General features: G+C 47.8%; 8 protein-coding genes. 4 read left to right on the top strand and 4 right to left on the bottom strand.

Annotated elements, in window-relative coordinates; all coding sequences use genetic code 11:
- Positions 1 to 30 precede the first annotated feature (30 nt).
- From ACFQZR_RS00550 to ACFQZR_RS00540, 3 genes are all read right to left on the bottom strand, one after another.
- On the bottom strand, positions 31 to 1,635 hold the full coding sequence (locus ACFQZR_RS00550) for an N-acyl-D-amino-acid deacylase family protein (RefSeq protein WP_379341838.1): 1,605 nt from the start codon (positions 1,633 to 1,635) through the stop codon (positions 31 to 33).
- Between the two features lie 72 nt (positions 1,636 to 1,707).
- Complete coding sequence (locus ACFQZR_RS00545; protein ID WP_379341836.1) at positions 1,708 to 2,805, bottom strand: alanine racemase; 1,098 nt, start codon at positions 2,803 to 2,805, stop codon at positions 1,708 to 1,710.
- Positions 2,806 to 2,877: 72 nt separating this feature from the next.
- Positions 2,878 to 3,519 (bottom strand): helix-turn-helix transcriptional regulator, encoded by a 642-nt coding sequence (locus tag ACFQZR_RS00540; RefSeq protein ID WP_379341834.1) that lies wholly within the window; start codon positions 3,517 to 3,519, stop codon positions 2,878 to 2,880.
- 478 nt (positions 3,520 to 3,997) lie between these two features.
- Between ACFQZR_RS00540 and ACFQZR_RS00535 the strand changes: the two genes are divergently transcribed.
- The 4 genes from ACFQZR_RS00535 (at position 3,998) to galU (ending at position 11,206) form a co-directional block, all read left to right on the top strand.
- Positions 3,998 to 5,143 (top strand): S1C family serine protease, encoded by a 1,146-nt coding sequence (locus ACFQZR_RS00535; protein ID WP_379341831.1) that lies wholly within the window; start codon positions 3,998 to 4,000, stop codon positions 5,141 to 5,143.
- 20 nt (positions 5,144 to 5,163) lie between these two features.
- Positions 5,164 to 7,056 carry a copper amine oxidase N-terminal domain-containing protein gene (locus tag ACFQZR_RS00530; protein ID WP_379341829.1) on the top strand — a complete coding sequence of 631 codons (1,893 nt, stop codon included), beginning with the start codon at positions 5,164 to 5,166 and terminating at the stop codon, positions 7,054 to 7,056.
- A gap of 515 nt (positions 7,057 to 7,571) precedes the next feature.
- On the top strand, positions 7,572 to 10,196 hold the full coding sequence (locus ACFQZR_RS00525; RefSeq protein WP_379341827.1) for a U32 family peptidase: 2,625 nt from the start codon (positions 7,572 to 7,574) through the stop codon (positions 10,194 to 10,196).
- A gap of 140 nt (positions 10,197 to 10,336) precedes the next feature.
- Complete coding sequence (gene galU / locus ACFQZR_RS00520) at positions 10,337 to 11,206, top strand: UTP--glucose-1-phosphate uridylyltransferase GalU (protein ID WP_379341825.1); 870 nt, start codon at positions 10,337 to 10,339, stop codon at positions 11,204 to 11,206.
- Positions 11,207 to 11,260: 54 nt separating this feature from the next.
- Here galU and ACFQZR_RS00515 read toward each other — a convergent pair whose 3' ends face one another.
- The gene (locus ACFQZR_RS00515) at positions 11,261 to 13,696 is read right to left on the bottom strand and encodes an O-antigen ligase family protein (protein ID WP_379341823.1); all 2,436 of its coding nucleotides are present in this window, start codon (positions 13,694 to 13,696) and stop codon (positions 11,261 to 11,263) included.
- Positions 13,697 to 14,456 lie beyond the last annotated feature (760 nt).

Below are 14,456 nucleotides of genomic sequence, written 5' to 3'. Positions count from 1 at the left end.
TAGGACTATATAAAAGGGTGTAACAACGAATCAATGATTACAGCAGTGCTGAGCCGGAATAAATGCCCCTTCACGAGCTCTGGTATGGCGTCCTTGCGAGAGCGTTGGTTCACCACGTACGATAACCTCCGAGATGCCTGTCGGATACTGTCGTGGATCTTGGTAGGTCGCTGTATCGGTAATGGTCGCCGGATCGAAGACGACGAGGTCTGCGATATAACCTGGTACAATTAAGCCGCGTTTGCCGAGCTTGAAGCGTTGGACCGGGAAAGATGTCATTTTGCGGACAGCCTGCTCGAGCGTTAACGTCTTCTCTTCACGTACATACTTGGCGAAAATGCGTGGGAAGGAACCGTATAGCCTCGGATGCGGCTTGCCCGACTCACAGGTCAGGCTGTCGGAAGCGATCAGTGACTTGTCGTAACGAATGACTTCCTTGACGTCTGTATCGGACATATGGAAGTAGACGATCGAGATCTGTCCGCCTTCTTCGAGCAGCAAATCCATCACGCAATCCACCGGATGCTGCCCGCGGAGTTCGCTAATCTCCTCGATGTGTTTGCCCTCGAGTGGACGATTCGCATCCGTCTGTACCGCAGAGAGGTAGACGCTATGCCATCCTGTCGAATAGACGAGGTTATCCCAATCTTGCTGCTCGCTACCTAATTCTTCGCGAACACGACGTCGGATTGCTGGATCACGGAACGCTTCGAGCGTCCGCTCAATGCCCCCTTCGAGCACCCAAGGCGGGAGTACCGTCGTTAACATCGTCGATCCTGCGTTATACGGATAGACATCCACGGTGACATCCATGCCACGACCACGTGCAGCTTCAATCAGCTCAAGCGCTTCGAGGATTTTGCCCCAATTGGCCCGGCCTGCCGCTTTCAAATGGCTAATATGCAGCGATACGCCCGTCTTCTCCGCAATCCAGATCACTTCTTCAATGGAGGGAAGCAGGTTGTTGCCTTCACCGCGGATATGGGTGGAGAACAGACCGTTATACTTCGGTAGGACGCTGCACAGCTCAGCGATTTCTTCGCGGGAGGTATAGCTGCCAGGTGCATAGAGCAATCCGATCGAGAAACCGATGGCTCCCGCACGAAGTCCTTCCTCTAATAGCTGCTTCATTCGATCCAGCTCCTCACGCGTTGCTGGACGTTTCGCGAATCCCATGACCGCAATCCGCAGCGCGCCGTGCGCGACGTAGGTCGCGATATTTTCCGATGGACTCGACTTTGCTAGGGTCTCCATATATTGTTCGACCGTCTTCCAAGGCCAGTTCCACTTGGTCTTCCCGAGGATTGGTTCGACATAGGTCTGGAGCAGACTTGCCGTCTCAGGGAAGAAAGGTGCCGGCGCCAGCCCGCAGTTGCCGACGACTTCGGTCGTTACCCCTTGCTGCAGCTTAATCTCGCTATACGGATGATCGAGGATCATTAGATCCGAATGGCAATGACCATCAATAAATCCCGGTGCGATGACTTGACCGTGCACATCGATCGTGCGGTGGGCTTCCTGCTCAAGCTGCCCCACTTGAACGATCTGTCCTTGCTTAATCCCTACATCTCCAGCGAGCCATGGGTTTCCTGTTCCATCAACAATTTTGCCGTTTTTTAAAATGAGATCGAGCATCGCGCTGCACTCCTTTTTAAAAATAGAAGAGTTTAACTGTTATTAGGATCAACAGTTCTTAAGAACGAGGTGCTATTCCAACATGCCTCGGCTTTGAACAGGCATCGCTGTCCATTCGCCTTGGTCATTCCAAATGACTTGATTATGTAAATTCACCGTGCTGCAAATATGGTTCGGGATGATCTGAAGCTGATCGCCGACCTGCCAAGGACAATCTGCGGGAACCCGGAGCATGCCATGCTCCTCGCTGAGACGTTCGAGAACGGCCTCTGGTGCACCGATCACATGGCCAAAGCCCACAAGATGCAAGGGAGCCGTACCCGGCTGTACATCCGTCGCGAACGTTTTGCTGCCGCCATCGATGACCACGAGTTCTGGACTTGGACGGCTAACGACCGTGACCAGAACGCTGCCTGCACAATCGTTGATAGCGCATACACCAAAGGCCGCTTGCATCCGATCTTGATACACATACGTGCCAGGACGAACTTCCGTAATGCCTGGAACTGTGGCTGCGTATGCGGCTGTCGGCGTTGATCCGACACTGATATCTTCTATCGAGAGACCCGCGTCACGCATCGCTGTCGCAATCCGCACCATCCATTCGCCTTCATCGCGACCGGCACGTTCCAAGTCCAGCGTGGCTGCACCGTCCATAAGTGCACCGCGGAAGGTGAAAATCCCCGTGAGTCGAAGATGGTCGAAGGCCGCAATTTTCTGCGCCAAGGCGACAGCGTGATCCGCGTTCACCCCCGTGCGGCGAAGTCCGGTATCAATCTCAAGCCGCACTTCAAGCGTAGTACCAGATATTGCTGCTTGGTCATTAAGACGGTGCGCGCCTTCGAGACTATCGACAGCGACAATGAGATGGATCGAACGGCTAAGCTGGATGGCACGGGCAATTTTGGACGGCGTAACGAGGGGGTAGGCAATGAAGATGTCCGTAATGCCACCCGCAGCCATCACTTCGGCTTCCGATACTTTGGCGACGGTAATCCCGCTTGCGCCTGCTGCGAGCTGGGCATGGGCGACAGACGGCATCTTATGCGTCTTAGCATGCGGACGAAGCTTCACGCCGTGCGACTGGATGGTCTGTGCCATCCGGTCGATATTTTGACGTACTTTGGCCGCATCGATCACAATACAAGGTGTTTCCAAATGTGTGGACATGGCGATTCTCCTTATTCAAATATAAGAGGTTGTTCAATAGACCTTGAAGGAAACTCACCACTTTGTAGGGTTCTATTCGTTTGTTTTCGATTCTTCTAAATAGCTATATAGCGTATATTTCGAGATATTCAAATAACTGCAGATTTTCTCTCCCGCTTTCTTAATGAGAAAGGCGCCCTTCTGGTCGAGCAGCTGGATGAGACGCATCTTGTCTTCCTTGGTCATCGCCGCGACAGGTCTGCCGACGTGCTCCTGTGCCTCTTGAATCAATTGATCGAGTAGATCGGAGACATTGGAGACGAAGCTCTCCCTTACCTCTGGCTGGAGCCCGCTAGCCGTTAAGGATTGCAGCGTTTTCTCCGCCATCATGAGATCGGTAATATCATAGTTGATGCAGAGCGAACCGATGACGGTGCCCTCGCTGTTCCTCATATAGAGTGAAGTAGAGCGCAGGATTCGCCCATCCTTCGTCTGGGTGACGTAGTTGATCTTATTGCCGCTGTCGGACTGTCCGCGCAGCAGCTCGAGCCCTAGGTTCGTGCCCGGATCGCCGACTTTGCGTCCTGTGACATGACCATTTTCAATCGCGACGATTGTGCTGTCATATGGCCTTGTGAGATCATGCAGCACCACCTCGCAGTTGTCTCCGAATTGGGCGGCAATCCCGCGGACGAGCGAGGTGAGGAATTCAAATTCAGCTTGAACTTGTTCCATGATGTGAAATCACTTCCGTTCTTATATAGAGTGGATATGGTTCACATGATAGCACAGGAATGACCAGAATCAAACAAAAAGTTTGTTAGCCTAAAATAAAGTTATGTCGAAGTGTTAAGGATATTTTAATAGGTCATATTAGAGAGGGGGCAAGCGTAGGATGGTAGAGGTCTTAAATTGAAATAAATGGAAGGATGTGCTACAACTGAGATACGTCTTTTTTCCAAAAGATGCATCCATCTGCTCTTCGATTTCGTATGATAACGGAGGGTACAGTTTGAGTCTTTCCAAAATATAAGAATTTTCAGTTTAACAAATAAACTGTTCTTATATTTCTCGCTTAAACGCTTCCCGTCTATTCAAGGACGACGAAGTAGTTTATGTTTGGGTTGAGAAAAAAGAGTATAATCACAAGAATGCGAGGATACGAGATTCATCATGTATCTATAGGTATGAAAGTGGAGAAGGAGGCCAAGTGATGTTAGGAATGAAGAGCGGAAATCGCGCGCGGGTACGTCGAATGGTGTGTGGGAGTGCGATTGCCCTCATGGTGTTCGGGAATGCAGCAGGTGCGCTAGCGGCAGGCCAAACTGGCGATGCAGCGCTAGAAGCGAAAGTGGTGAATGGACAAGTCTATGTGAAGGCGAGCTCTCTCGTAAGTCAATTAGGTGGGCAAGGTGTCTATGATGCGAAGAGTCAAACCTATCAATATAAAGCGGGAAATTCAGTCCCTTCTATTGTTAAGAAATTATCTCCATCAGTCGTCGCGATTATTGGGAAAGTGTCCGAAGGCGAGGGTGATACGTCAGATCGTTATAATCTTGCGCATGGGACAGGTGTGGTGTTGAAGAAAGATGGATGGATCGTAACGAATGCGCATGTAGTTAGCGGCTTGAAGCATGCGGTGGTCGTGACGTCGGACGGCAAGTCCTACACGATTGCGAAGCAGTTCGTCGATGAGGTTAGCGATATTGCCATCATTCAAATTAACGCGAAAAATCTAACCCCGGCGGTATTTGCTCCTTCCACGGCCAGCGTTGAGGTAGGGGAGTCAGTTGTGGCCCTTGGGACGCCGATATCGTTTTCTTTCCGGAACTCGGCAACGGTAGGGGTGATCAGCGGCTTGAATCGCAGTGTGGATTCGATCTACAAGCTGATTCAGACGGATGCAGCGATTAATCCGGGGAACAGCGGCGGCCCGCTCGTGAACATGAAGGGTGAGGTCGTTGGCATTAACTCGTTGAAGTATTCAGCAGTTGGTGTGGAGAATATGGGGTTCTCGATTCCGACGAATACGGTGCAATATATCGTGAATCAGTTGATGCAATACGGTAAGGTTAAGCGTCCGACCCTTGGTTTTGACATGGAGGAGAGTTGGTCCGCGATTGTCGGTCTGCCGACGAATGAACCGCTCACGGTGACACGGGTCGATTCTGATGCAGCGGTGAAAGCGGGGATCAAAGCTGGAGATGTGCTCTATTCAATCAACGGCAAGCAAGTGACGACAATGCTCGATATTAATGAATTGTTCAAGGGGTACATGCCAGGCCAGTCCGTGAAGCTAATGATGCAATCCGGCGGCGATCTGGTCGAACGTAAGCTTCAATTAACAGAGCAGAGCTAGAAGTGAGAGGGGAAGCAGTAATGGGGAAAAAATTAAGCGGTTGGTTGATATGTCTCGCCTTGGTATTCACGATGGTGATGCCGGGCGTTGCGATGGCAAGTGAAGGAAATAGTGTGGAACTAAAGTTCAAGCTGGGTAGTACGAACGCAACATTAAACGGCCAGCGAATCAGTATTGCCAAGCCTTATATGGAGAAGGGTGCGACGATGGTGCCGCTCTCGCTCATTACGAAGGCATTCCAAGTGGAATTTTCGTTCGAAAATAATAAGAAAATTACGATCACTTCCGGGGAGCATACCATCCAATTCGTGATTGGCAGTACGAATGCGACAGTAGATGGACGTACGGTCCAGACGGGAGCAGCACCGAAGCTGGTCGGTGGCGTGGTCATGGTGCCGATGCGTGTCGTGACGGATGCGCTGGGAGCGAGCGTGAAGGTGGAAGCGGATCGTACGATCGTTATTACAGCTAATCTGGATGCGAGTGCGGGATCTGGAGCAATTGGCGGCATTGATAGCGACGCAGGCAAGACGATGATTGGCGACAGCTACTACATGTGGTCGATGCGCTACCCGACGGGACTCGTGAAGCAATTCCAGAGCGAAGCGGATGATTATGTTTCTTTTACCGATGAGAAAGGGACGTACCTGCTTGCTGTATCTGTCACGAAGGTCGATGAGCCGATGGCGGATGAGGATCTATTGAAGCAATTGACGAACGCGGCGCTATCGGAGAATGGATTGGTTGTCGATAAGAAGACGGTCAAAAGTGGAGCAACACCATATGCGCAAGTGGTCTCCAAAGGTGAGGATGGCGTGTTTAGCGCGATTCGGGGGTATTTTGCGAACGATACCTATTATGAGCTGTACTACAGCGACGGCTTAGCGAAAAATTATAAAGATCTGGCAAAACATAATGATCTGCTTAATTCGTTCCGACCAGCATATGACAAAGGAAATGCGAAATTGAAAGATTTGTCTACTGTTGTGGGTGGCATGCGAAAAGCTGTTAACAGTGACTATGGCGTAACGGTCACCGTCCCGGCATCGTGGAGTTTATACCCGGAGGATTTGATTTTCGGGAATGATGACGGTTCTGCGCAGTTAACGTTCGATATTTCGTCGGCAGCTTCGGGTCTCAAAGTGGATGCATGGGCAGGGCAGATGGATCAATATTTCAAGGATGTGTTCGTGCCGGATGCATGGAAGCTGCTCACGACCGAGTCGATTAAGGTGGACGGACAAGAGGGTGTCCTTAAGAAATATCAGTATACAACTGGGGAAGATACATATGTGCAGTCGGAAATTTTCCTGATTTCAGGTTCTTACAAGTATTTGATTCAATATGATTACGATTCGAAAAACACATCGGCTGACAGCTTGTTCGGGGCGTTGGTGAAGGGGATTAAGCTCAATACGAAGGAGCTCAGCAGCAACTTCGGCTTCCTGGAGGATGCACGGGCGTATGTAGATCGTAGTCTCACGTCGGTGAAATCGTCTAAGAAAAACGGCTATTCCTTAACGATTCCGAATTACTGGATGCGTATCGAAAGTGAGTATGGAGCAGATCCGGGAAAAATGCAGTATCAGCTCCCAGGTGGTTCGTTCGAAGTGTCGGTGAATCCGACGGATCGTACGCTTAGCGAAGAGGTTGAGGCGTATAAGTACGTCTATGAGCAGCAGCGTATTCTGTATAAGAATTACACGGTAACGAGCACGGAGTCAACGACGCTGGCGGGTCAACCGGCCTATAAGATCGTGCTGGACGGCAAAGATGCGCATCACGAGCAATATGTTATCGTGAAGAATGGCAAAGTGTACTCGTTGTTATCAACGATCATGAAGGCGAATCGCACGGACGTGAATGAGAAGGCGATTCAGAGCGTGTTCCAGTCGTTGAAATGGGTGAATTAAAGAAGGTAGGGCAGGTACATTGTGGTGAATGAATGTGCTCGCCTAGGAAGGCCGCAGCTCCCGGAGGGGGTTGCGGTTTTATTTTGGTGCGGGATGTGGATGAGGACGTTCATTGATAGGTCGTGGTCGCCGGGTACGAGTTCAGCGCGAGGGTTGTGCGTCAGTCTGCGCTAACGAATCGTAGTAGGCTTATTTAGGAGAAAATCGACTATTTTTACGGCTAAGGAATCGTAAGAGTGTTAATGTGCTCAAAAATGGTCGTTGGAGGAGGAATTGGAGGGAATAGCGATTGTTGGATTCGTTACAGTTTCGAAATGACCATAATGAGGCAAATAAGAGTTTCTGGATTCGTTAGTGGTAGGGTAGAGGACGGGGTGTAAGGTAATTTATATCCAATTGGATAATTCCTTGGAATTCATATAGATTATTAGGCCGAAACTTTGGTAAACTAGAGAGTAGAGCTTTTTTTCAAAGATTAGTCATCCGCGGATGATAGGAATAGAGGGGTAAATGTAATGAGTCAGACAACGCTCACACGGGCGGATATTGAACTGCTAGCACCTGCAGGGGATTGGGATTGCATGCGTGCGGCGGTGGCAAATGGTGCGGACGCGATTTTCTTCGGCGTGGAGAAATTTAATGCGCGTGCGCGGGCGAACAATTTTCAGATGGATGAATTGTCAGAGATTATGGCGTTTCTGCATAGTTATGGGGTTAAAGGGTTCTTGACGTTCAATATCCTTGTATTCGAGGAAGAGCTGCCTGAGGCGAAGGTGTTGATTGATGCGTGTATTGATGCTGGGGTTGATGCAGTAATCGTGCAGGATCTCGGACTCGTTAAAATGATTCGCGAGATCTCGCCGGACTTCCCGATTCACGGTTCGACGCAGATGACGATTACGTCGCCAGAGGCGGTTGAGTTCACGAAGCCTTGGGATATGGAGCGGGTCGTATTGGGCCGCGAAAATAACCTGAAGCAAATCAAAATGATCGGTGATCAAGCGAAGCTTCCAATGGAAGTATTCGTGCATGGTGCGCTCTGCGTGTCGTATTCCGGACAATGTCTTACATCCGAGATGTGGGGAGGCCGTTCGGCGAACCGCGGGGAATGTGCGCAAGCCTGCCGCTTGCCGTACGATCTGATGGTGGATGGCGAGCAGAAGCCGATGGGCGACGTGGCGTATTTGCTCTCGCCGAAAGATCTTGCTGCAATTGATATCGTGCCAGAGCTGATTGAAGCGGGTGTGACGTCGTTCAAAATCGAAGGGCGCCTGAAGAGCCCTGAGTATGTCGCGAACGTGGTGAGCAAGTATCGGAAGGCGATTGATCAGTATTTTGCGGGCGATCGTTCGGGTCCGTCGAAGGAAGAGATTCGGGAATTGCAACAGAGCTTCTCACGCGGCTTTACGCATGGATTCTTGGAAGGTACGAATAACAAGAAGTTAGTGGAGGGAACGTTCCCGAAATCGCGGGGTGTGTACCTTGGGCGTGTCGAGAAGATTCTTCGCGACGGTGTCGTCTGTAAGATCGAAGCGCCATTGAAACGTGGAGACGGGATCGTGTTCGATGCTGGAGATCCAACGAAGAAGGAAGAGGGTGGACGCGTCTATGACGTGCGTCGCCAAGGCGTGAAACTGGAAGGCGAAGCGGCGGAAGGCTGGATCATCGATATCGTGCCGGGGCGAAATGACGTGAACCTGCAGAAGGTTAATGTAGGTGACCGGATTTGGAAGACGAGCGATCCGGCGCTGGACAAGCGTCTTCGTCAGACGTTCGAGACGGAGAAGCCGTATCGGGTGTTCCCGGTGCACGTGCGTGCTGAGGGTCGCGTTGGCGAGCCGCTTCGCACGTGGTGGACGGACGTCCAGAAAGGCGTGACCGTGCAGGTCGATTCGGAGCTCATGCTCGAAGAGGCGCTCAAGCGTCCGATGGACGCGGCGTTGCTGGAGGAACAACTGGGCCGTCTCGGCGGCACGTTGTTCCAGCTGGAGGCGATGGACGCGCACCTGGAGGGCGCGGTCATCTTGCCGATGCGCGAGCTGAACGCGCTGCGCCGCTCTGCGGTGGAGCAGCTCGCAGGCGAGCGACCGAAGCCGCCGGTGTACGTGAAACGGGCGGTTGAGGTGTACGGGGATGCGAAGGGGCGCGAAGCTGGTTCGCTGCAGTCGAAGCTTACGGTGTTGTGCCGCACGCTAGAACAAGTACAGGCAGCGGCTGCGAGTGATGTCGGCATGATCTATGCTGACTTCGAGTTCATCAAGCAGTTCCCGGCAGCGGTGGAAGCGGCTCGTGAAGCCGGTAAGCAGATTGCGCTTGTGACACCGCGCATCCATATGCCGAACGAGAACGGCTACCATCGCAACATCTTGAAGCTGCAGCCGGATGCGATCCTTGTGCGCAATACGGGCGCGTTGTACTTCTACATGCGCGCTCGTGCGGAGTTCGAGGCAATGCGCAGCGGCATGAACGTGAACGCAGCGGTGGGCGGTGATACCTTGCACGCAGGATCTGCAGCCGGACCGTCGAACATTTCGACGGGCAGCCTTGCGGATACATTTGCGAAGATGGAGAAGTTCCCGCGTCTGATCGGTGATTTCTCACTCAACATCGCGAATCACAAAGCAGCGGATTTATTCGTCGAAGCAGGTTGTGACCTAGTTACGCCTTCATACGATTTGAACATTCAACAAATGGTCGACCTCCTAGGTCGTGCAGATACATCGAAGATGGAAGTCGTTATCCACCAGCATCTCCCGATGTTCCATACCGAGCACTGCGTGTACTGTACCTTCATGAGTGAAGGCACAGACTACACGAACTGCGGCCGTCCTTGCGAAGAGCATCGCGCCTCCTTGCAAGACCGTATCGGGATGTCTCATCCGGTACGAGTAGATGAAGGCTGCCGTAACACAGTCTACAACGCTATCGAGCAATCGGGTGCGGAGTACATTCAGAACTTCTTGGAGCTTGGCGTGTCACATTACCGGGTTGAATTCCTAGAAGAGACGGCTGACCAAGTCCATGAGGTCATCGATCTATACAAACGCGCGCTGCAAGGTAAGATCAGCGGCACGAAGGTCTGGAAGACGTTGAAGGCGACGAACCAGTTAGGTGTAACACGGGGGCAGTTGGTGAAGTAGGGTATAAAAATTAGGAGTCTCAACGCTCATGATGCGTTGAGACTCTTTTATCATATTAATGCTTTGAAGTTTCGCTATCTATGAATTCCTGTATAATATGGAGAATAAGTAGATAGGCTTCAACTAAAGGAGGTCCATGCATGAAAATTCGTAAAGCAATTATCCCTGCTGCCGGGCTAGGGACTCGGTTTTTACCGGCTACAAAAGCGATGCCGAAGGAAATGCTTCCGATCGTAGATACGCCAACCATTCAGTACATCGTTGAAGAAGCGGTAGCCTCTGGCATTGAAGATATTATCATTGTTACAGGTAAGGGCAAGCGTGCGATTGAAGACCATTTCGATAACTCCTTTGAACTTGAACATACACTAATGGAAAAAGGCAAAATGGCGTTGTTAGATGAAGTTCAGAAATCTTCCAAGATGGCGGATATCCATTACATAAGGCAGAAAGAACCTAAGGGCCTCGGACATGCCGTTTGGTGTGCCCGTAAATTCATAGGGAATGAACCTTTTGCTGTGCTTCTGGGAGACGATATCGTACAGTCCGATGAACCTTGTCTGAAGCAAATGATCGAAGTCTTTAATCAGCACCATGCTTCGGTTGTAGGTGTTCAACCTGTTCCGCATGCGGAAGTATCGCGTTACGGTATTGTAGATGGATTAGCCATAGATGAACGTTTGTACCAAGCGAGAGGATTCGTGGAGAAGCCGCCTGTAGAACAAGCTCCTTCGGATTTAGCCATTATGGGTCGGTATATTCTGACTCCTGCAATCTTCGACATCCTTGATCAGCAAGATGTAGGTGCAGGGGGAGAGATTCAACTGACGGATGCCATTGCTAGATTGAATCAACAGGAGCAGGTCTTGGCGTATCATTTCCTAGGTAAACGTCATGATGTTGGGGAGAAGTTGGGGTTTATTAAGACGACGATAGAGTATGCGTTGCAGAAGGACGAGTTACGGGACGATTTGAAGGAGTTTATGAGAGGGATATTGAATACGGAATAATAACAAACGCCTTGGCAAGGTATTAATACCTTGCTCAAGGCGTTTTGTTTATTCCTATTTTGCACTTGCTACGATTGTATCAATTATTTCTTTCTCACTGGCATCCATTGCTACAAGCGCGTCATATACAGCTTGGTCTGTTGTGCCTTGCTTCTGAAGGGATGCTAGATACAAGCGAGCCATGTCCTTGTTTGCTGCATCATTATAATCTGTTGTTAGTAGTGGCTTAATAAATGAAGCGGCCTTCGTATAGTCGCCTTGATTGAAATAGATTTGAGCAATATCCAAGTTGATTGCTGGTGTAATATCGAAAGGTCGGCCTTGAAGCTGCTCTTTTGGTAAAGACGCAAGGACCTTCTTTTGATCAAGAATTTTTTGATAAGCTGTTAATGCTGCATCGTAGCTCTCCAAATCAATATTTAAATGAATCGCTTTTTCGTAGAGGGACATGTTCCAAGGGAAGTTCGTTAACTGCTCCTCAACAAGCTTAAGTAAGTTTTTCTTATCACCTAGCAGCTCGTATTGTTTCATTTGCAAACTTATTAATTGGAAATTATAAGGTTCTTTTGCTAATGTTTTAACTAATAGGTTCTGAGCTTCATCGTAGAACTGTTGATTCTGGTTTTGGCTATACACGGATTGAAGTAATTGAACTTTTAGTTGAGCATAGTCAGGGTTCTCACGTAGTCCTAGTGCTTTATTAATCGGTGCGACAATTTCATTGTAGTCTTTACTTGTCTGCTGTTGAACCATGTCGAGCGATTTCATGAAGCTTGTATTTGCGCTTAGCGACATTTGAGCAAAGATAAACATGACAATGGCAAGCACTGAGATCAGTGAAGGATATGCCCATTTCATGGCCGGAATCTTTTTCAGCTTCTTGGATTCTTTAGGATGTATATTTGATAGCATAGCTCCAAGGCATAAGAATAATAGTACACCTACATACACGTAACTGATATCAAAGTCTATAATACTATGAATGAGAAGCGCAATCGCAATAATGAAATAGTAGAAATGCGAATCTCGGCTTGCTTCATCGCTCTTAATATAATTTCTAATATACGTGTAGAAGAATAGAATCAATAAACCAATAAGTACGATGAAACCTACAATTCCAACCTCAACGATATTTTGGAAGAAGAAGCTATGTGCCTGACGGCTTATATAAGGGTTATGCTGATACTTCTCATAAATGGAATACCAAGCGCCACCGCCTGCACCGAATACAGGATAGTCAGCTACAAGTTTCATTGCGTCTTTATAAAAAGTTCCGCGCTCAAGCACACTGTGCTGTTGGAAGTTAATATTCTCGAGACGGATTTTCACGTTCTCAGGGAGTAGGTTTTTCGCACTTGTGCCAATGAAAATGAATACCATCACGCCACCTAAAATAACTGCGGCTGCCGGCATAATAAGCGATGATGCTTTACGTTGCCCAAAGTTGCTAAGTTTTTGTTGCAGCCATGGTGTTACAAAGTGTTGTAGTAATGTTGCGATTATCGCGATAAGGATTGAAACCCCGAGAGTTAGCATCCATCCTTTTAAGGATTCAGATCCATTAAACTGCTCGTTTACAGTAATACCAATCGTTGTTACCTTATTTAATATGACCATCGAAGCTATGAACGCGAGCGCTACGTGGACGGTATACATAATTTGTCGATAAGGTTTAAGACACAGAATGACAATCAAGAACACGACTGGTAGGATTACGTATGCTGCACGGGACAATGTTAAGAAGAAGGATAGAATAATAGGCACAAGCATAAATGCATGAATCGCTGAGCCATACCACTTCCGACTTTTAACGAGAAGGAACGCAGCTGCAAATAGAATTGCGATCAAAAATGCCGCATATGTATTCGCATATTGGAAAAATGATGTGAGACGCAAACCGTTTGAATCCGTCATGACTGCATCAAGGTATGTTCCTGTCGGCGATTTAAGAGGGATTAGCCACCCGAATACGTCTGCGATAAATTTACTATTGCCAAACCAATGGAATAGTCCGAAAAATACAGTAAAATATGTCGAAACTAGCAATGTGTTACGAATAATCGAATTACTGCGTGTATTTCGTGTAAAATAAAGTCCGACGTTAAAAATTACAGCGTAGATTAAATAAATGTAAACCATATTTAACGCTTGATAATGTGAAGCTGCTGGAATTAATGCGATTAGGTAGGTCAATGGTAATGCAAAAATCAAAAGTGCGTACCAATCTTTCATGTCTTTTGGCTTCCAGTTTTTAAATAGGTAGATGCCCAAGACTAGCATTATAATAGATACCCAGCGCATTGCCTCATATAGTGGTCTTTCAAAGGGGACTTGCTGTCCATTAAATAGTGCAGCCCAAAGTGGGGACCAGAGTAAGAAGAAGACGAATACACCCATTAAAATCCAATAGATTAGAGGATTCTCTTGCTGCTGCAGTCCAATAATGCTTTTTGGAGTGCTGCTCTTCTTCCCATAAGTAGGATTTGACATTTTTCTACAATCTCCTTTTCCGTTCCGAAATAACGACATCATTTTACCATATCTGTAGGGTGGAAGGGAAATGTGTATGATTACTTGTGAAGCGATTACTGAATTATTAATGTGGGAGTTATATGTAAGATATCATTCTTGATGCAAAAAAATCTCATGAAGCTGCAAAAGAATACTAGAAGGTGAATTAAACCATTTAACATGAGTTTAGCGACAGACATAATTAATATTTTTAGGTAGAGACATGATTTTACAATAGGAATCATGTGTATGCACTAATGTGAATAACTGATAAAAATGTTACTCTAATCTGTAGTTTTTATGGTGGAAAGTCAAATAAGCAATGGGAAAAATTAAGTAGTCTTCATAAGGCTATAGCGACAGTCATGATTTCTTGACAAAAACAAGGTTTTTTTGATATTACTCGACCTTTTGGATTGTTTTCCGTATACTTGTTTAGAAGAAGGTATCAATTACAATATGCGTAAACCTGATATTATTTGATAAATTCAGAAAGTTAATTGCAGGATAGAATAAGTGTATAAATATTATAGAAAAAGTTAAAGGCGAATTCATGAAGTGATGCTAGTAAAAGGTGAGGAGACACAGCTCTTTAGTTAATGGAGAAATATTAAATATATCTTTTTTCAGGAATATATAGATCATTTTTTTGGTGATGATACATGTAAACTTCTAAATTATTGAAAAATAAGCTTTGTGTTTTTTCGTTTGGAAGATGTCTTGATATGTACTCTAATGA

The sequence above is a fragment of the Paenibacillus sp. GCM10027629 genome (genome assembly GCF_042676425.1).
Classification (GTDB): Bacteria; Bacillota; Bacilli; order Paenibacillales; family Paenibacillaceae; genus Paenibacillus_K; species Paenibacillus_K terrigena.
The sequence above is the reverse complement of the archived record's forward strand: the minus strand, read 5'-3'. Positions and strand labels throughout refer to the sequence as shown.